The organism is Sphingopyxis sp. NJF-3, assembly GCF_053514865.1.
In genome coordinates this window covers 2,587,911-2,607,538 of record NZ_CM130726.1, presented here as the reverse complement: position 1 = coordinate 2,607,538, position 19,628 = coordinate 2,587,911, and the positions used below count along the sequence as shown (strand labels likewise).

Sequence of the window (19,628 nt, the reverse complement as noted above, 5' to 3'; positions counted from 1 at the left end):
ACCTCCCCGCTGACCCTAGTTGACGCGCCGGGTCAAGCCCGACGCCGAAGTGGCTTGCGCCTCCCATAATATAATGACACACATAGTGCCATAAGTTTCGAGCAGTCGGATGATCGGTGGGGCGATGGACGATCGAGGCCTTTGGATCGCAGGGACATGGGGTGCGGCGCTACTGCTGTGGCTCGGCTTCCGGCTGTTTTACGACGGGCTGCGGCGACGGCTGCGGCCGCGTGAGATCGAGACCTTCCTCGCGGGACTCGGCGAGCGGATGGACGCGACCGGCAACGACACGGCGCGGCTGCGCGCCTTTCTGGAGGCCGACGACGGGCGCGAGTTCGTGATGCTCAATCTCGTCAAGACGCGCCCCGGCGTCATCACCGATCCCGAAAGCGGTGAGACGCTGGGTGGCGCCGAATGGCTGCGGCGCTATTCGCGGACCTTCGTGCGCGGGCTGATCCGCCGCGGCGGTCATCCGGTCTTCGTCGGACGCAAGGTCGGCGGCTATATCGACGCCTGGAATAGCTCCGCCGACCCCGGCTGGACGCTGTTCGGGACAATGCGCTACCGCAGCCGCCGCGACCTTGTCCGCCTCGCGGGCGACCGCGCCTTTCGTGCCGTGCATCCGGCGAAGCTGCTCGGGACCGAGGCGACCTTCAGCTTTCCGGCGCAGCGCATCTTCGGCTTTCACGCCGGGCCGCGCACGACCGTCGGGCTGGTGCTCGCGCTGCTCGCGGCGCTCGGCCATGTTGCGATACTGACGTGGGGATAGAGGACCGATGAAAAAGAGATGGATCGCGCTCGGCCTCATCGCACTGCTCGGCGCAGGGGGCTATCAGGCGTTTCAGGCGAACAAATATCGGCTGCCGGGCCTGATCGCCGACTGGCGCGAGCCGGTGCAGGCCAACCGGCCCGTCGCCTGGCAGCAGGGGCCCGCGACGCGGCCCGCGGGCAAGCGGCCGCCCAACATCATCCTGATCGTCGCCGACGACATGGGCTGGAACGACATCAGCCTGAACGGCGGCGGCGTCGCGGGCGGGATCGTTCAGACACCCAACATCGATGCGATCGCGCGGCAGGGGGTGGATTTCACGACCGCCTATGCCGCCAACGCGACCTGTTCCCCGTCGCGCGCCGCGATGATGACGGGGCGCTATCCGACGCGCTTCGGCTTCGAATATACTGCGGTGCCGGTCGAGTTCGCCGAGAATCTGACCCACGGCAGCGGTATCGGGCCGCTGAAGCCGGTCTTTCACAAGGAGCTGATCACCCCCGACATTCCCGACTATCCCGACATGGGTGTGCCGCCGAGCGAAGTGACGATCGCCGAGGCGGTGAAGGCCGCGGGCTATCACACCATTCATATCGGAAAATGGCATCTGGGCGAGGCGCCGCGGCTGCAGCCGCAACGCCAAGGCTTCGACGAAAGCCTTGCCGTGCTCGCGGGGGGCGCAAAATATCTGCCCGATGACGATCCCGACGCGGTCGATGCCAAGCTGCCCTGGGACCCGATCGACCGTTTCATCTGGGCCAATCTGCGCCACGCGGTGACCTTCAACGGCAGCGAGCGCTTTCACCCCAAAGGGCATATGACCGACTATTTCGCGGACGAGGCGAGGCGAGCGATCGAGGCGAACAAGAACCGGCCCTTCTTCCTGTACCTCGCCTTCAACGCGCCGCACACGCCGCTGCAGGCGACGAAGGAGGATTATGCGAAGCTGCCGCAGATCAAGGACAGGAAAACGCGCGTCTATGGCGCGATGATCGCGCAGCTCGACCGGCGGATCGGCGACGTGATGGCCGAACTGAAGCGCGCGGGGATCGACGACAATACGCTGGTCATCTTCACCAGCGACAATGGCGGCGCCTGGTACAACGGCATGCCCGACCTCAACGCGCCCTACCGCGGATGGAAGGCGACTTTCTTCGAAGGCGGCATCCGCACTCCGCTGTTCATGCGCTGGCCAGGCCATATCGCGCCGGGATCGACGCGCGCCGACATGACCGGCCATATCGACATTTTCGCGACGATCGCGGCGGCGGCGGGGGCGAAGCTGCCCGGGGACCGCGTCATGGACAGCCAGAACATCCTCGCAGGCCCCGCGACGCGCGACGCGCTCTACTGGCGCTCGGGCGATTACCGCGCGGTGCGCGCCGGCGACTGGAAGCTGCAGGTGACGAAGCGCCCCGAAAAGGTCCGCCTCTACAATCTCGCGACCGACCCCACCGAGCGGCACGACCTGGCGGCCGAGCAGCCGCAGCGCGTCGCGCAGCTCCGCGCGATGATCGACGCGCAGAACAAGGGCATGGCGAAGCCGATCTGGCCGGGTCTGATCGAAGGGCCGATCCGCATCGACGTGCCGATGAACGCGCCTTGGAAAGACGGACAGGATTATATCTACTGGACGAACTAGGCCGCCGCCGCGTCCTGTTATGTCCCCCAAAGAAGAGCCGTCAGTCGATCCTGGCCTTGCCTCGCTTCGGGATCGCGGTCTCGAACGGTCCCACCGGCCAGCCCGACCGGTCGAACAGCGCCGGCGCCGGAACGTCGGCCCAGGCGTAGCGAACCGACCGGGGTTCGGTGCCGGCCGGAATCGGCAGTTCGACGTCGCGCGCTCCGATGACGCGGGCGGCGACGGGCGCGCAGCGTTCCGCGCATAGTTCGAAACCCTCGACCGCCGGCCCATCGCGCCCGCTGAGCGCGCCCGCGGCCGCAAAGCGGATGCGGATCGCGGTCTTCGTCCGCGCGATCGTCGCCGCGCGTGGACCCTTCGCGCCGCCCGATCGGTAGACGTCGGCCAGCGCCACCGCTGCCGCGCGTTCGGCGACCACCGCCTTTCGGAGCGGGTGCAGTTCGTGCGCGCTGCCCTGGTCGATCTGGACGACGAGGCTCGCGCTTTCGTCCTCCGCGGCGAAACGGCGCTGCGCTTCGCGGACGATTGCCCAGTTTCCGGCAGGATCCTTCGGTGTCGGGTCGAATGCGGGAAGCTGGATCACGACGAAGGGCAGGGGTTGCGCGAAGGCCTTGCGCCAGCTCGCGGCGAGCGCGGCGAGGCGCGCGCCATAGGCTTCGGGCCGATGGGTGTCGCTTTCGCCCTGATACCAGAGCACGCCGCGCAGGGCGAAAGGTGCGAGCGGGGCGATCATTCCATTGAAGACGCGCCCGCCGTTCTGGCGCGACGCCGGATCGGCGATGGAAGGAGCGAGTTCGCGCGACGTCAGCATATCCTCGTCGACGAAGGCCGCAATCTGTGTGCCGCCCCAGGCGGCGTCGATCAGCCCGATGGGCACGCCCAGCGCCGCGCGCAGCCGCTGCCCGAAATGATGGCAGACCGCGGAGAAATTCGCCGCGGTCGCGGGTGCCGACCGGGACCAGCCGCCGAGGGTCATCAGATGCGGCGAGGGCGTCGGGGCTTGCTGCCGTGCGACGTCGAGTATCCGCAGGCTCGCGTCGGGCGCGAAACGCTGGTCGAGATCCAGCGCCTTCGAACGGCGGAATTCCATGTTCGACTGGCCCGCGCACAGCCAGACATCGCCGATCACCACATTGTCGTAGCGGTCGTGGAACGATGGGGCGGATGCTTCCATCCGATAAGGTCCACCGGCGTGCCGCGCTGCGAGCTGCGTTCGCCAGACCCCGTCGGCGTCCGCGACCGCCTCAGCGCGCCTGCTCCCCAGCGAAACCTCGATCCGCTCGCCAGGCTTGGCGCGGCCCCAGATCGCGATCGGGCGATCGCGCTGGAGGACCATGTTCGCGCCGAAAAGCGAGTCGAGGCCGAGGCGCTCGGCGGCTGGGGGCGGCGGCGCGTCGCGGGTCTGCGCGGCGGCGGGGAGCGCGGCGAGCGCCAGCGCGGCGGCGGCTATCAGGCGGATACGGTTGCTTTTTCCGGGCATCGATACGCTCCAAAGGTCGCTAACATCGTTCATGATGCCCTTTCTAGTCCATCTTCCGGTTGACATATAGCTAAAATAGCAACAATAAAGATGCCACATCCAGCCGCTGATGCAAAGCGGCGGCACGAGGGGACGGAGGATATCGTGAAGGTAATTGCCAATATATCGGGAATCGCGTTGGTTGCGGGGATGATGGCCGCGGCGCCGCAATGTTTCGCTCAGGAGAACGAAACTGCGGCGCAGGCACAGGACGAAACCGATCAGGGGCCCGGCACCGCGATCATCGTCACCGGCATCCGCGCCGCCGAGGCCGAGTCGATCGACATCAAGCGTCAATCGACCCAGATCGTCGATTCGATCGTCGCCGAGGATATCGGCAAGCTGCCCGACCAGAATGTCGCCGAATCGCTCGAGCGCGTCGCCGGGGTCCAGGTGCGCCGCGAAATCGACGAAGCCGCCGACATCGCGATCCGCGGCCTCAGCCAGAACCGGCTGGAGTTCAACGGCCACACGCTGATCAGCCCCTATGGCCGCGGCGCCGACGGCCCCGACGACGGCGCCTATAATGTGCTGACCCTGATCCCGTCCGAGCTGGTCGCGCGGCTCGACGTCACCAAGCTGCCGTCGCCGTCGATGATCGAGGGGTCGCTGGGCGGCACCGTCAACATCCTCACCCGCCGCGCCTCGCCGAGCAAGAAATTCTTCGTCGGCGGGTCGGCGCAGATCGTCGACAAGTCGAAGGCGGGCGATCCTTCCTATCGCCTGACCGGCCTCGTCGCGGCGTCGCTGCTCGACGGCCGCCTCGGCATCTCGGTCGGCGCCAACTACCAGCGGCTCAACATCGGGCAGGATTCGTTCGACAGCTTTTCCTCATGGCGCGCCGAACCCGATAATTTCAGCCCCGACCCCGACGTCGTCGACCCCAATGGCGACGGCAACAACATCTATTATTTCAACGATATCCGCTATCAGCGCCTGCAGGAGAAGCGGACCAAATACGGCGTCACGACCAACATCTATTTCGACGCCACCGACAATCTCGAATTTCACGCCGACCTGCTCTACGCGCACGCCAACACCGACCGCACGCGCAACTGGGTGTCGATCCCGCTCAGCCGCAAGTCGACCGATTACACCGACCTCGTCGTTTCGCCAGACGAGAATATCGTCGCCGGCACGGTCAAGGCGGTCATCCAGGGCAATGCCGAGCGGCTGACGCTGCCGACCGACATCTATTCGGGGCAGTTCGGTACGAGCTGGCAGGCGAGCGACCGGTTGAAGCTGTCCGCCGACCTGTCCTATACCCGCGCGACGCAGCATTATGGGCAAACCTATCTGCGCGCCGACACGACCGCGGCGCAGCAGGTCTCGTTCGACTTCCGCGATGCCGACGTGCCCGCGGTCGGACTGCCCGCCAATGTCGATATCACCGACCCCGACCTCTATATCTATCGCACCAGCTTCGATAATAATTATGTCTATGCGGCAAAGGAGTTCACCGGTCGGCTCGACGCGACCTATGCGATCGACGGGCCGTTCCTGACCTCGGTCGCGGTCGGCTACCGCTTCGCGCAGATCGACCTCGGGCGCGAAACCTATCGCAACCAGACGACCTATCCGACCTCGGCCGCGACGCGGATTCCGGTCACCGATTTTCCCGACAATTTCGACATCGTGCAGTTCGACAAGTTCCTGACCGGCGTGGACGGCGATTTCCCGACCGCCTATCTGGTCCCGATCATCGACAAGCATGGAAATGCCGGAATCTGTCAGGTCTTCTCGGCGACCTGCACACCCAATCTCTATGACCCGACGTCGAGCTTCGACCTCAGCGAGCCCGTTCATTCGGCCTATGTCCAGGCCGATTTCGACACCTCGCTGTTCGGCCTGCCGGTCACCGGCAATTTCGGCGTGCGCTATGTCAGCACCAAGCTGATCGCGGACGGCTTCTACGGCATTCGCGGCGGCACCGACCCCGACAGCTATTCGCCCGTGCACCAGGTCGTGAAATATGACGACTGGTTGCCGAGCATCGCGACGCGCTTCGAACTCAACGACAATCTGCTGCTGCGCCTCGGCGCGGCGCGCGTGATGGCGCGGCCCGACACGCGCGATCTGTCGCCATCCTTCTCGATCACCTCGGCGGGGACGGGCGCCGGCGGCAACCCCGCGCTCCAGCCGTTCCGCGTCAACCAGATCGACGCCTCACTCGAATGGTATCCGAAGCGCGGCTCGCTCGTCTCGCTCGCGCTCTTCTACAAGGATGTCGAGAGCTTCATCTATTCGCAGACGGTCGAGGAGGTCATTCCGGGGCTCGACGCCGACCCCGACGACAGCGATCCCGAAACCCCCTATCGCATCGGCCGGACGTTCAACGGCGAAGGCGCGACGATCAAGGGGTTCGAGGTTCAGCTCCGCCAGAATCTCGACTTCCTGCCCGGACCGCTTTCGAACCTCGGGGTCAAGGGCACCTACACCTATATCTCCAGCAATTCGGGGATCATCGACGGCCGGACGCACAACGAGCTGCCGCTCCAGTCGCTGTCGAAGCACAGCGGCACCGCGCTCCTCTTCTACGAGGACGGGCCGCTGGGGCTGCGCGTCGGCTATTCGTACCGCAGCGGCTATCTCAACCGCATCGGGCTCGAGGGCAACGGCATCTATTATCGCGCCGCGGGCTATCTGTCGGCCGGAGTCAGCTACGACATCACCAAGGGGATCAAGCTGAGCGTGTCGGGGTCGAACCTGACCAACACGCCGACGCGCAAATATGCCAATTATGAGGAAGCGATCGCCAGCTATCTGGAGAATGGGCGGACCATCACGGCGAACCTGAGCTTCCGTTTCTGAGGCTCCTCTGCTGAGGTGAATCGCCCCTCCCCTTCAGGGGAGGGGTTGGGGTGGGGTCTCGAAACCTCGCGCAAGGCCGATGGACCCCACCCCCAACCCAGTGCCGGGTGAACAGTCCCCCGGACTGTTCAGGTCGGTCCGGGGGACCGACCGACCCGCCACTCCTGAAGGGGAGGGGCTTAGAGAATTCCAAGAAGGGCGGAATAGGTGAAGATGCGATATTCGTTGGCCCTCACACTGTTTGCGGGAACCGCGCTGTCCGCCTGTGCGGCGCAGATGCAGGCCCCCGCTGCGAGCGCGAGCGCGCCCGCCGCCGATGCTCTCGCGGCGCGGATCGAGGGGTTTTCGCTCGATTTCACCGTGCTGTACCGGCCCGACGACCCCGCCATGGCGCAGCGGCCGGCGGGGATCGAGGGGGTCGCCTATAATGTCGCGACGTGGCGCGCCTTCGACCCGGCGCGCGCCGACCTGGTCGCCGAAAAGCGCGACGCGGCGACCGCGGGCGACGGCTTCGACGACCGCATCCTCGATGCGAGCGCCGACAGCCGCAGCGCCAATTATTTCAACGCGGGCCAGCCGGTCGCGATGAAGCCCGAGAGCGTGCGGCGCGTCGGCGACAAATTGATCGCGACCTATCCCGCCGATCCGCGCTTCACGCTGACCGCCGAAGTCGACCTCGCGGCCCAGCCCTATCCGCTGCTGCAATGGCGGCTCGAGGCGCGCCAGCCCGGCTATTATTCGGTCGGCTATACTGGCGGACCTCACGTCGCGGCGGGCCAGGCGAGCGAGATCTGGCAGCCGCTGATCTGGCAGGAGCAAAGGCTGCCCGATCGGTCCTATCTGACGCTCGCCTATCGCGCGACCTTGCCGACGACGATGGTGCGCGAGGGCGACACCGCCTTCGCGGCGATCGCGCATCCCGGCGAATTCCCGTTCCAGCCGCTGCCGCTCGCCGACAACAGCCGCTTCGGGGTCGCGGTGCGCGACGGCGCCGGCGGCGCGAGCCCGATGATCTTCGCCCCCGTGATGGGCGGCGCCGGATCGAAGCTCGCGGGCGGCACGAGCACGAGCTTTCGCGCCTATCTGGTGCGCGAGAAGGCGGGCGACCTGACCCAGCTGTACGAGCGGCTCGCGCGCGGCGTCTATGGCTTCGGCGATTTCCGCCACAACGCGGTCGGCTCGCTCAATACGACCTTCGACCGCATGGTCGATTATTCGATGTCCTCCTACGCGCGCTGGATCGCCGAGCTGAAGGGCTCGTCCTATTCGACCGACGTGCCCGGCGCGGTGAAGAATGTCAGCAGCCTCAACCCGTTCGAGCTCGCGCTGGTCACCGACCGCCCCGGCATGTTCGAGAGCCGCGTCATCCCCTATGTCGAATATATGCTGTCGCGGGAGAAATTCCTGTTCAGCCTCGACCGCGAGATGAAGATCCAGAACCCGTCGCGCGCGCTGCGCGGCCCGACCGCGCCGGTGTCCGAACTCGCGACGCTTTATGCCGTGCTCGGCAAGCGCAATCCCGCGCTGCTCGACCTCGCGCGGCGCGAGTTCGAAGGATCGCGGACGCGCAACCTCGACGTCGCCGAGCAGGGCCGGACATGGCAGAACGCGCTGTCGCTGTTCGAGGCGACCGGCGACCGCGCGATGCTGGGCGAGGCGGTCGCGGGCGCCGACCGCTATCTCGCCGCGCGCGTCGACACGCCGCAGCGCGAATTCAAGGACGCGGCCTTCTTCTTCTGGCCCGCCTATGTCCCCGATTTCGTCGACCTCTATCGGCTCTACGAGGCGAGCGGCGAGAAGCGCTTTCTCGACGCGGCGCAGACCGGCGCGCGGCGCTACACGATGTTCACCTGGATGGCGCCCGCGGTTCCCGACGCGAAGGTGACGGTCAATCCGGGCGGCAAGGCGCCGGTTTATTGGTATCTCGCGTCGAAGAGGCATCATCCGATGTCGGCGCCGCAGGAGGATGTCCCGGCGTGGCGCCTCTCCGAAATGGGGCTGACCCCCGAAAGCTCGGGCACCAGCACCGGGCATCGCGCGATCTTCATGGCGAATTTCGCGCCGTGGATGCTGCGCATCGCCGAGGATGCGAATGACAAGTTCCTGCATGATGTCGCGCGTTCGGCGATCATCGGGCGCTATCGCAATTTCCCCGGCTATCACATCAACACGGCGCGGACGACGATCTACGAGCAGGCGGACTATCCGCTCCACGCGCACAAGGACCTCAGCGTCAACAGCTTCCACTATAATCACATCTGGCCGATGGCGACGATGCTGCTCGACTATCTGGTCAGCGACGCGCGCGGCCGGTCGGACGGCGCGATCGATTTTCCAAGCCAGTTCATCGAGGCCTATGCCTATCTGCAGAACGGCTTCTACGGTTATGCGCCCGGGCATTTCTATGGCGACCAAGGCGTCAATTTGTGGATGCCGAAGGGGCTGCTCACCGGTTTCGATCCCGAGCTCAACTATGTCGCGGGGTATCGCGGCGACGCGCTTTACGTCGCGCTCGCCAACCAGTCGGACGCGCCGGTCGCGAGCCGGGTCGCGATCGACCCCAGGCTCGCCGGACGGGTGGGGGCGCTGCGCGTGACCCTGCTGTCGCCCGCGGGCGCGGCGCGCGCCGAGGGCGACGGCATCGCGGTCGAAGTTCCCGCGCGCGGGCAGGTCGCGGTGCGGATCGACGGGCTGCGCGCGCGGGCGAAGATCGACCGTGCGGGGCTCGATCGCCCGGCGGCGGCGGTGCCCAACGACAGCGCTGCGCTGAGCGTCGGCGACGCGCGTGCCTATCTGCTCGATTTCGGCGGCTTCGGGCGGCGCGGCTATGTCTATCTGCGTGACGACGACGCCAAGGTGGTGCGCGCGCGGCTGCGTTATCGGAGCGGCGGGGCGTGGAAAACGCTGACCGACGACGCCTTTCCGTTCGAATTCAGCGTGCCGCGCGGGACGGGCGAGAGCTTTCGCTTCAGCCTGTCGGTCGACAAGGTCGGCGGCGGGAGTGCGACGAGCCCGGTGACGGTGCTGGGGGAATAGGGCTGGCTTTAGCCCCTCCCCTTCAGGGGAGGGGTTGGGGTGGGGGCCAGCGGAGAAATAGCGCGCGGCCGATTGGCCCACCCCGCTGCAACTAGGCAGCAAGCTGCCGAGTTTCGCTGCCCCTCCCCTGAAGGGGAGGGGTGATTCAGCCCTGTATCTTCTCCGCATGCGCCCACAGCGCCGCGCCCGGCGCGACACCGAGGCCGGGGCCTTCGGGTAGGCGGTAGGCGCCGGCCTCGCAGACCAGATCGCCGTCGAGCAGCGCGGCGTTCCGGTCGAGGATCGAATGCTGATACTCGTGCATCGGCAGCTCGTCGGCCGCCGCCGAGGCCTGGAGGCTCGCGGCCTGGAAGATGCCGACGCCGATCGTCGCGTGCGGGATCGTCGCGACATGGTGCGCGGCCGCGAGCCGGGCGATGCGTAGGAACTGGGTGATCCCGGTGTGCCCCATCTCGGGCTGGACGATCGACACCGCGCCCGCGGCGAGGCGGGGGAGGGCGTCGTGGACGCTCCGCCATTCCTCGCCCGCCGCGATCGGGGTCGCGACGGCGCGCGCGACATGCGCAAGCCCCTCGACATCCTCGGGCTTCACCGGCGCTTCGGCGAACCACAGACCATAGGGTTCGAGCCGACGGATCAACGCCGCCGCCTCGCCCCGCCCGAACATCCAGTGGAAGTCGATCATCAGCTTGACCTTGGGCCCCAGCGCCTCGCGCAGCGCCGCAAGCTCGGCCTCGATCCCGTCGGGGTCGACCGCGGCGGCGAACTTGATCGCGTCATAGCCCTGGGCGACGAAGTCGGCGGCGAGCGCGACACGCTCTTCGAGCGTCGCACGCGGCAGCCCCGAGACATAGGCGGGAATGCTGGCGCGCCGCTCGCCGCCGAGCAGCTTGCGCAGCGGCTGGTTCGCGAGCTTGCCGCAGAGGTCCCACAGCGCGATGTCGAGCGCGGCGAGCGCGTCGAGCCAGAAGCCGCCGTCATAGCCGCGCACGCGCAGCAGATCGTAAAGGTCGTGCCAGATCGCCGAGACGTCGAACGGGTCGCGCCCGCGCACCAGCGGCAGGATCAGGTCGTCGACGAACTCGCCGATCACGCGCGGCGCAGTGAGGCCGTAGGTCTCGCCCCAGCCGACCGCGCCGTCCTTCGTCGTCACCTTGACGAGCACCGAGCGATCCTCGGTCGGATAGATGGTGCGGTTGGAGCTGCGGACCAGATAGCCGCGCTCGTTCACGCTCTCGCCCGCGCGCAGCGGTCCCAGATAGGGGGTGTCGCGCGGGATGGTGACGACGAAGGTCTCGATATGGTCGATGCTGTCGCGCATGGCGGACCCGACTATACCATCTGCCGCGCGTCGAACGAGGTCCCCATTTCGCGCATCAGCGGTTCGAGCGCGGCGAGGAGCTGGTCGAGCTCGGCGCGGTCGTGCGCATCGAGTTCGGGCCCCGGCGCGCGGACGAAGGCGGATGCGATCAGGCCGCGGCGGCGCAGCACTTCCTTGGTCAGCCGCCAGCGATACACCGCCTGCATGTTGAGCAGCGGCAGCGTGCGCTCGAACAGCATGCGGACCGTCGCCTGGTCGCCGGCGCGGTGCGCGGCGATCAGGCGGACGTGGAGGTCGGCGATCTCGGCGGCGGGCATCGTCCCTTCGGCGCCGCGCGCCAGTTCGTCGGTGATGTAGCGCCCGCCGGCGCCGCCGAAGATCGCGCGGAGCTGCGGCGGCGCTGCGGCGCGCAGCGCCGAGATGCGCTGGCCGCACGGGGCGTTCTCTTCCTTGACGTAGAGGATGTTGGGCGCGCGGCCCAGGATGTGAAGGAGCGCGGCGGCGTCGAGTCCGAGTCCCATCGGACGCGGCGCGTTCTGCAGCATCACGGGGACGTCGGCTGCGGCGGCGAGTCCTGCGTAGAAGTCGCCGATCGCGTCGAGGTCGCCGTCGAGGCGCGTCGGGGTGACGATCATCGCCGCCGCCGCGCCGGCCTGGCCGGCGGCGGCGATCAGCGCGGCGCTCTCTTCGTCGTTCTGGCCGCTGCATCCGGCGACGAAGGCGACGCGTCCCGCCGCGAGCTCGCCGATCATCGCGATCAGGCGCAGCCGCTCGGCGAGGCTCAGATGATCATATTCGCTCGCCAGCCCGGGAAACACGACGCCGTCGACGCCGCAGCCGATCACCCATTCGACGGTGTTGCGCATCCCCTGCGCGTCGATGGCGCCGGTCGAATCGAAGATGGTGGGCAGCACCGGAAAGGCGCCGGCGATATTCGTCATGCTCGTCACTCCCTTGGGCGGCCGATCGGCGGCCGCGTCCAGAGAGGCTTAGGCATGTATTGCTAATTTAGCAATAGTTGAGACGCTAATCTCCGATCCGGTGCGCCGCATTGGTCAGCGCTTCGACGATCGGGGCGTTATTCTGTTCGGGGATCCAGCCCGACATGCCGACCGCGGCGAAGGAAAGGTTCGACACCGGGACCGCGACCGTGTGGCGATCCTCGACCGGATCGACGCAGACGCGCGCGTAGCCGAGCTGGCGCACCTCCTCGATCGCCGCCATCAGATCGGGCAGGCCGCCCGGAAAACCGTCGATCGCGCGGTCGGCGAACAGTTCGGCGATATGATCGTCCCCGTGCTGCGCGAGCAGCGCCATGCCGATGCCGCTCGAGGTTGCGGGAAGCAGACCGATGCGGCCGATGCCCTGCGTCGTCGTCATCCCGGGCGGCGCGTGGAACAGATAGCTGACGCTGTCGCGCCACAGCACGCCGAGCGCGATAGTGAGGCCGAAACGCCGCAGTTCCTCGAGCACCGGCAGCGCGTCCTGCATGATGCGCGAGGCGTGGAGGCTCTGCGCGGCGAGGACGTGCATGCCCGGCCCGGCGGTATATTTTCGGTTCGCGGTCTGGCGCGCGATCCCCAGATAGGCGAGCGTCTTGAGCAGCCGGTTGACGCGCGTCGGGTTGAAGCCGAGCTGGCGCGCGAGTTCGCGATTGCCGACGGGTTCGGGCGACACCGCGAGCGCCTGGAGCGTCGCGATGCCGTCGATAAGGCTCTGGTTCGGCTGGGCATTGGGTTTGGGGTTCATTCGCCTCGATCCATCCAACAAGGGGGCGGAAAAGCGATGATCGCCGCCCCTCGGCCGCGCATGATAGTGCCGCCGCGGGCGAATTTCACCTCCGCCGCTTTCTTCCTCCATAATGTCGCTAAGATTGCAACGCCAATGTTTCATCTGGCGTGACAAAAAGGGCAGGCGGGGATGGAAGGCCGCCTGCCCGAGGTGGTGGATCTGGTGGTTGCCTACCCTTCAGGGGTGGGGTTTATTCAGCCCGGGTTCGACGACGAGGGCGGATCGGCGGGGTAGTTGGTCACCGTGATCTTGCGCCGCGTGATCCGCGTGTGGCCGCTCGCGATCGACTTGCGGTAGAAGAGATAGCTTTTCCCGTTCGAATAGAGGCGGTCGAAGTCGGAATCGCCGTAATCGCCGCCGTCGAAGTCGATCGTCACCGGATAATTGGCCTGCGCCGAGGTCGACACGAGCAGATTTTGCCCGTCGCTCCAGTTCACCAGATCGGTCGAGGTCGCATATTGGACCGCGCTGCTGGTGCGGAAGAAGGCGATATAGTGTCGCGACGGCTTGTGCCAGACGACCGAGCGCAGATAGCTTTTGAACATCTCCGGCTTCACCACCGCGCAGGCGCTGTTGGTATAGACGGTCGGGTTGCGCATCTGCTGGGTGAAGCCCGGATTGCTCGTGTCGCCGTCCCACGCGCGCCAGCTCGTCCGGTCGGTCGGGTCGGCCGTGCGGAACAGGCAGACCCCCTTCGCCTGCCCGGCATAGGCCGAGCTGCTGTAGGCATACATGTAATAATAGCCGTCGAGCGTGCCGTCCTGGTTGCGCCCGCGGATGATGTTCGACGGCGTGCCATAGCCGATCCAGCCCGCGTCGGTCGTATTGGCGTCGCCCGGATAGGCGACGTGCGGGAAGATCGCGACATGATCGGGCGTCGCCGCCGAGCGCGCGAAGTCGATATGGCGGTCGGGGGGCGAGACGGTCGCGGTCCACAGCGGGATCGAGGCGTACCAGCAATAGGGCTTGCCGTCGCTCGTACCCGCATCGTGGCAGTCGGGGTCGTTGGTGCGGGTGCCGAAATAATCCTCGTGCCCATAGGCGTAGACGGTCGACCCTTCGAAATGGACCGCCTGGATCCAGGTCTTCTGGTCATAGGCGTCGGGGTCGGTATTGCCGCTGTTGCCGGTCATCACCCCGTCGCAGTCGAGCGCCGCCGTCTTGGGATTGTTGGTGAAGCCGGTGACCGATCCGGTCCATTGCCAGCCCTTGGCATTGGGATCGGACACGGTGAGGTGGATGACGTTGTTCTGATCCTCGAAGGCGCGGACCGGGCCGTCGATATGCACCTTCTGCGTTCCGCACATATTGTCGTCGCTGTCGTGGAAGGTTTCGATCACCGAATCGGCGAGACCGAGCGTCGGGGCGTCGAGCGTGGTCAGCGCCGCGCTTGAGGTTGCTGTCCGGGCGGAAGCGGTGCCCTTATTCTTGGCCGCGGGGGCGGGCGGCAGCAGGACCTTCCAAGTCGCCTCCCCCGATTCGGGCGCGCTGCTGAACGCCAGCGCCGCTCCGCCCGCCAGCGCCGCCACGCCGGCCAGCATCGCCCATTTCATCGCTCCATGCTGCATGATTCCTCTCCTGTTGCACGGCTTTGCCGCCGCTGCGCGCAGCGGCATGCCATAGAAATGCTAATAAAGCAATTTTATCATCGACGGCGTATCGATTTCAGGCCCGTAGAGCGAGCAACGGAAGTTCGGATTTATAGCAATAATTAAGCGTTTCTCGCGTGGTCGATGTCACCGTCGGCGAGGGGCTTGCCTTTGCATCACGTTGCTTTAATAGCGTTTCAAACGCACCGGAGAGGGAAAGCCGATGAGCAGAGCCGACGCGATCGTCCTGATCGCCTATCTTGCGGGCATGTTGGCGCTCGGCGTCTACTACATGCGCCGGAACACCAATTTGAAGCAGATGTTCGCCGCCGGGCACCAGTCGCCCTGGTGGGTCGCGGGTCTGTCGGGCTTCATGACGATGTTCTCGGCCGGAACCTTCGTCGTGTGGGGCGGGCTCGCCTATCGGTCGGGGCTCGTCGCGGTCGCGGTCAACATGGCCTATGGCGTCGCGGCGCTGCTCGCCGGGGCCTTCCTCGCCGGCCGCTGGCGCGCGCTCGGGGTCGAATCGCCGTCGCAATATGTCCGGCTGCGCTTCGGCGAATCGGCGGTGCAGCTCTATCTGTGGGCGATGATGCTGTTCCGGCTGATCGGGTCGGGGATCGCGCTCTACGCGCTCGCCGTCCTGCTCTGCGTGCTCGTGCCGCTCGAGCCCGGCCATCTGCTGCGCGATCCGGCGACGGGCAATCTGTCGGTGACCTTCGCGGTGATCGCCTTCGGCGCGGTGATCGTCCTCTACACGATGCTCGGCGGGCTGTGGGCGGTGCTGATGACCGATGTCATGCAGTTCATCATCCTCAACCTCGCAGTGCTGATCACCGTCGTCCTGATCCTCGCCCGGCTCGGCGGGCTCGAAGGTTTCGCGTATCGGGTGCCCGCGAATTTCTTCGCGCTGACCAACGACGATTACGGCTGGTGGTTCATCGCGGCGTGGACTGCGATCCATTTCTTCATGATCGGCGGCGAATGGGCGTTCGTGCAGCGTTTCCTGAGCGTGCCGACCCCGCGCGACGCGCGGCGCAGCGCGTGGCTGTTCGGCGGGCTCTACCTGATCTCACCGCTCTTCTGGCTGCTGCCGCCGATGCTCTATCGTGCGATCGATCCCGCCGCCGACCCCGAACAGGCCTATATGCTCGCCGCGCAGGCGGTGCTGCCGACGGGGATGCTCGGGCTGGTGCTCGCGGCGATGTTCTCGGCGACCGCGAGCCTGATCAGCGGTCAGCTCAACGTATTCGCCGGCGCGCTGACCCCGATGTTCGTCCGAGGCGAGGGCGACGCGCGCGCGGTGCGCGTCGGGCGGCTGGTCACCATCGTGCTCGGCCTGTTCCTGACGCTGGTCGGCGTCGCGATCCCGCTGCTCGGCGGCGCCGAAAAGGTGATCGTCGCGGCGACGAGTCTGCTCGTCGTGCCGCTCGTCGCGCCGAGCGTCTGGGGCTTTTTCAGCGACCGCGTCGACCAGCGCTCGGCGTGGCTGACAGTGATTGCGGCGGCGGCGCTCGGTCTGTTCCTGCGCTATCTGATCACCCCTGCGGGTCCGCTCGGCGGCGTGGCGGCGCTGCAGCCGTTGCAGCAATGGGCGGCGGGCGCGGGAATCCTGATCGACGTGATCGTCGGGGTCGGCGTTCCGATGCTCGTGCTCGGGGCCTATCATCTGCTGTCGCGGCGCGCCGCGCCGGGCGTCGCGCGCATCGCGGCGCTGCACCCCGCGACGATCGACGAGGGAGCAGCAACCAGCGCGTCCGACGCACCGCGGATCGTGGCGCTCACCGTCGGCGCGAGCGGCCTCATGTTGTGGTTGACGGCGCTGACCGCGAGCGCCGAGGATCGCGGGGTCCTGTTCCCGACGGGCGCGGTGCTCGTGGTGCTGGCGCTGTTTTCCGAATGGCTCGGACGGCGCGCGGCGCGCCGGGCAGGGATGGAGGCGCGGCATGGCGAGGCGGTTTGACGGAAAGCGGGCGCTGATCACCGGCGCAGCGGGCGGGATCGGCGGCGCGCTGGTCGCGGCCTTCCGCGCGGAGGGGGCGTGGGTCGCCGCGCTCGACCTCGAAGCGCCCGATAGCGGCGATTGCAATCTCGCCGCCGATCTCGGTTCCGACGCTGACGTCGCGCGCGCGCTGGCCGAGGCGCGCGATGCCGGCGGCGCGCCCGACATCGTCGTCCACGCCGCCGCGGCGAGCGTCAACGCCGGGGTTGCCGACACGCCGAGCGCCGACTGGCTGCGGCTCTACGACGTCAATGTCGTCGGCGCGGTGCGGCTGATCCAGGGCTGCGCGCCCGCGATGCGCGCGGCGGGCGGCGGCGCCTTCATCTTCCTGTCGTCGATCAACGCGCGCTTCGCGACCCCGACGCTCGCCGCCTATGCCGCGTCGAAGGCGGCGCTCGAGGGATTGATCCGCACCGCCGCGCTCGAGCTGGCGGAGGACCGGATTCGCGTCAACGGCGTCGCGCCCGCGTCGGTCGATACCGACCTGCTCGCGCGCAATTTCGCGCTGGCGCCCGATCCTGCGGCGGCGCGCGCCGCCAACATCGGGCGCCATCCGCTCGGCCGGCTCGGCACGCCCGAGGATGTCGCGCATGCCGTGCTGTTCCTGTCGTCGGCCGACGCCGGCTGGATGACCGGGACGATTGTCGAAGTGGATGGAGGTGCCGGTGTCACACGCCGTTGACGGCGCCCGGCCGATGGTCGGGATCAATTGGGGAAGCAGCAATTTTCGCGCGTGGCGGATCGATGCCGACGGCGCGATCCTCGACCATGTCGCGATGCCGAAGGGGGTCGCGTCGCTGGATCGCGACGGGATGGAGGCGTGCATCGCCGAGCTCGCGGCGCGCTGGGGCGATTTGGGCGACTGCTGGGCGTCGGGTATGATCGGATCGGCGATCGGCTGGGCCGACGCGGGATATTTTGAAACGCCATCCTCGGTCCGCGACCTCGCGGGCGGCAGCGCTGCGGCGCGGATCGGCGGGCAGGAGGTGAAGATCGTCCCGGGCCTCGCCTGCACCGGGCCGCACGGCGGCCCCGACGTGATGCGCGGCGAGGAGATCGAGCTGTTTGGCTATCTGGTGCTGGGCGGCACCGGCGCGGCGGCGGGGCGCGACCGCTTCATCGTCCTGCCGGGCACCCACAGCAAATGGGTGCATTGCCGCGACGGGCGTATCGTCGATTTCTTCACCAGCATGGGCGGCGAGATTTTCGACCGGATGAGCGCGCAGGGGCTGCTGTCGTCGGTGACCGAGGGCAGCGGTGCGGCGGGGCGCGTTTTCGACGCCGCGTGCGACCGCGCGCGGACGAGCGGAGTCGGGCTCGGCAGCCTGCTCTTCGAAACGCGCGCGCGCGCGGTGCGTGCGGGGCTGGGCAAGGGTGACGCGGCGTCGTGGCTGCGCGGGCTGCTGATCGGCAGCGAGATCGGCGATGCGCTGCGCTATTATCCGGGGCTCGCGCAGGCGCCGGTGACGTTGATCGGCAACAGCGCGCTCTGCGGCCTGTTCGCCCACGCGCTCGGGCGGCTCGCGATCGAGGCCGAGGTGGTCGAATCCGAGCGCTGCTGCATCGCGGGCTATCGCGCGCTCGCCGCCGCGAACTTCAGCGAAGCGGTGCGCGCGGCATGACGATGGACTCAGCGGCTGCGGTCGACGCCGCGCTGGCGGCGGCGCCGGTCGTCGCGATCCTGCGCGGACTGGCGCCGGACGAGGCGATCGCGGTCGTCGAGGCGCTGCACGATGCGGGCATCCGCGTCGCCGAGGTGCCGCTCAATTCGCCGTCGCCGTTCGAGACGATCGCGCTGCTGTGCCGCCATTTCGGCGAGCGCATGGTGATCGGCGCGGGCACGGTCACCGATTCGCGCGATGTCGACCGGCTCGCCGACATCGGCGCGCGGATCTGCGTCGCGCCCAATTGCGACCTCGCGGTGATCGCGCGCGCCGCAGCGCGCGGGATGGTGCCGATGCCCGGGGTGGCGTCGCCCAGCGAGGCGTTCCGCGCCTATGAGGCGGGCGCGCGCTGGCTCAAATATTTCCCGGCGGGCGAAGCGGGGCTGGCGACGATCGGCGCGCTGCGACCGGTTATGCCGAAGGACGCGCGCTTCATCGCGGTCGGCGGGGTCGGCGCATCGAACGCCGCGGCCTTCCTGGGCGGCGGCTGCGACGCGATCGGGGCGGGGTCGGAACTCTATCGCCCCGGCATGGCGGTCGAAGCGGTCGCGGCGGCGGCGCGCGCGCTCGTCGCGGCAGCCAACGCGCCATTGCCGCGACCCGCCACGCTCGTTGCCAACCCGGGCGCTACGATCAGCGAATCGCCGCTGCTCGACCGGACGGGAGAGGCATTGCTGTTCGTCGATCCGGTGCAGTCGGCCTTGCACCGCATCCGGCTTTCGGACGGATCGGCGAGCCAAGTCGACACCGCGGTACCGGTCAACGCGATCGGCTGGCGCGGCGAGACGCTGATCGGGCTCGCCGACGAGGCGATCGTCGCGCTCGACCCCGCGACCGGCGCGGCGCGGATGCTGGTGGCGGTCGACGTCGGCAGCGGATGCCGCTTCAACGACATGACGATCGACGCGAACGGGACGGTCTGGGCGGGGACGATGCATCGCGGGCTGCTCAGCGGCCGCGGTGCGCTGTTCCGCATCGACGCCGCAAACCGCGCCGCGCGCGTGTGCGATGGGCTGGGCGTCTGCAACGGCATCGCGATGGCCGCCGACCATACGCAGCTCTACCTGATCGACACGCTGTCGCGCACGCTGATCCGCTTTCCGGTGGGGGGCGGCGGCGAGGGGGTCGGCGAGCCCGTGATCGTCAGCGATTTCATGGGGCTGGCGGGAAAGCCCGACGGGATGGCGCTCGACGCCGCGGGGCACCCTGTCGTCGCGATGTGGGGCGGTGCCGGGGTCGTCGAGCTTGGTCCCGACGGATCGCTCCTGCGACATCATGCGCTGCCTGCGCCGCATGTCAGCAGCCTCTGCATCGACGCGGCCGGCGACCTGCTGGTGACGACGTCGCGGATGCGGCTGACGCCCGAACGCGCCGACGCGACGGGATCGGGCGGGCTCTACCGGATTGTGCGCGGGTAGCGGCCCGCCCTATCGGATCGGGCCGCCGCCGCGATCCTGCCAGCCACTGTCATCATTCCGACGGGC

General features: G+C 67.8%; 13 protein-coding genes. 8 read left to right on the top strand and 5 right to left on the bottom strand.

The genetic code is table 11. The annotated features are described in order from the left end of the window. Window positions 1-124: 124 nt before the first annotated feature. Both ACOTSS_RS12605 and ACOTSS_RS12600 read left to right on the top strand, forming a co-directional pair. Window positions 125-769, top strand: a complete 645-nt coding sequence (locus ACOTSS_RS12605; protein ID WP_448688483.1) for a hypothetical protein — start codon at window positions 125-127, stop codon at window positions 767-769. 7 nt (window positions 770-776) lie between these two features. Beyond that, window positions 777-2,411 (top strand): sulfatase-like hydrolase/transferase, encoded by a 1,635-nt coding sequence (locus tag ACOTSS_RS12600; protein ID WP_448688482.1) that lies wholly within the window; start codon window positions 777-779, stop codon window positions 2,409-2,411. Between the two features lie 40 nt (window positions 2,412-2,451). Here ACOTSS_RS12600 and ACOTSS_RS12595 read toward each other — a convergent pair whose 3' ends face one another. After that, entirely contained in the window at window positions 2,452-3,891 is a 1,440-nt protein-coding gene (locus tag ACOTSS_RS12595) for a sialate O-acetylesterase (protein ID WP_448688481.1), read from the bottom strand. A 144-nt stretch (window positions 3,892-4,035) separates the two neighbouring features. On the opposite strand from ACOTSS_RS12595, the gene ACOTSS_RS12590 reads away from it, so the two are divergent. Further along, on the top strand, window positions 4,036-6,741 hold the full coding sequence (locus ACOTSS_RS12590; protein ID WP_448688480.1) for a TonB-dependent receptor: 2,706 nt from the start codon (window positions 4,036-4,038) through the stop codon (window positions 6,739-6,741). Between the two features lie 225 nt (window positions 6,742-6,966). Beyond that, window positions 6,967-9,777 carry a hypothetical protein gene (locus ACOTSS_RS12585; protein WP_448688479.1) on the top strand — a complete coding sequence of 937 codons (2,811 nt, stop codon included), beginning with the start codon at window positions 6,967-6,969 and terminating at the stop codon, window positions 9,775-9,777. A gap of 145 nt (window positions 9,778-9,922) precedes the next feature. On the opposite strand, the gene ACOTSS_RS12580 is transcribed toward ACOTSS_RS12585, so the two are convergent. The 4 genes from ACOTSS_RS12580 to ACOTSS_RS12565 all read right to left on the bottom strand — a co-directional run bounded on the left by ACOTSS_RS12580 (window position 9,923) and on the right by ACOTSS_RS12565 (window position 14,457). Next, complete coding sequence (locus ACOTSS_RS12580; RefSeq protein ID WP_448688478.1) at window positions 9,923-11,098, bottom strand: mandelate racemase/muconate lactonizing enzyme family protein; 1,176 nt, start codon at window positions 11,096-11,098, stop codon at window positions 9,923-9,925. A gap of 11 nt (window positions 11,099-11,109) precedes the next feature. Continuing rightward, complete coding sequence (locus ACOTSS_RS12575; RefSeq protein ID WP_448688477.1) at window positions 11,110-12,039, bottom strand: dihydrodipicolinate synthase family protein; 930 nt, start codon at window positions 12,037-12,039, stop codon at window positions 11,110-11,112. Window positions 12,040-12,124: 85 nt separating this feature from the next. Next, the gene (locus tag ACOTSS_RS12570) at window positions 12,125-12,847 is read right to left on the bottom strand and encodes an IclR family transcriptional regulator (RefSeq protein ID WP_448688476.1); all 723 of its coding nucleotides are present in this window, start codon (window positions 12,845-12,847) and stop codon (window positions 12,125-12,127) included. Window positions 12,848-13,083: 236 nt separating this feature from the next. Beyond that, the gene (locus tag ACOTSS_RS12565; protein WP_448688475.1) at window positions 13,084-14,457 is read right to left on the bottom strand and encodes a hypothetical protein; all 1,374 of its coding nucleotides are present in this window, start codon (window positions 14,455-14,457) and stop codon (window positions 13,084-13,086) included. 244 nt (window positions 14,458-14,701) lie between these two features. Here ACOTSS_RS12565 and ACOTSS_RS12560 point away from each other — a divergent pair, with 244 nt between their 5' ends. The 4 genes from ACOTSS_RS12560 to ACOTSS_RS12545 are packed head-to-tail and all read left to right on the top strand — an operon-like array spanning window position 14,702 to window position 19,562. Beyond that, window positions 14,702-16,441: a sodium:solute symporter family transporter gene (locus tag ACOTSS_RS12560; RefSeq protein ID WP_448688474.1), complete on the top strand. Its 1,740-nt coding sequence runs from the start codon at window positions 14,702-14,704 to the stop codon at window positions 16,439-16,441. Further along, window positions 16,425-17,162: an SDR family NAD(P)-dependent oxidoreductase gene (locus tag ACOTSS_RS12555; protein WP_448688473.1), complete on the top strand. Its 738-nt coding sequence runs from the start codon at window positions 16,425-16,427 to the stop codon at window positions 17,160-17,162. Before ACOTSS_RS12560 ends, ACOTSS_RS12555 begins: the two co-directional genes overlap by 17 nt. Continuing rightward, the gene (locus tag ACOTSS_RS12550) at window positions 17,146-18,102 is read left to right on the top strand and encodes a 2-dehydro-3-deoxygalactonokinase (protein ID WP_448688472.1); all 957 of its coding nucleotides are present in this window, start codon (window positions 17,146-17,148) and stop codon (window positions 18,100-18,102) included. The genes ACOTSS_RS12555 and ACOTSS_RS12550 overlap by 17 nt, the downstream gene beginning before the upstream one ends. Further along, complete coding sequence (locus tag ACOTSS_RS12545; protein ID WP_448688471.1) at window positions 18,099-19,562, top strand: 2-dehydro-3-deoxy-6-phosphogalactonate aldolase; 1,464 nt, start codon at window positions 18,099-18,101, stop codon at window positions 19,560-19,562. Before ACOTSS_RS12550 ends, ACOTSS_RS12545 begins: the two co-directional genes overlap by 4 nt. Window positions 19,563-19,628 lie beyond the last annotated feature (66 nt).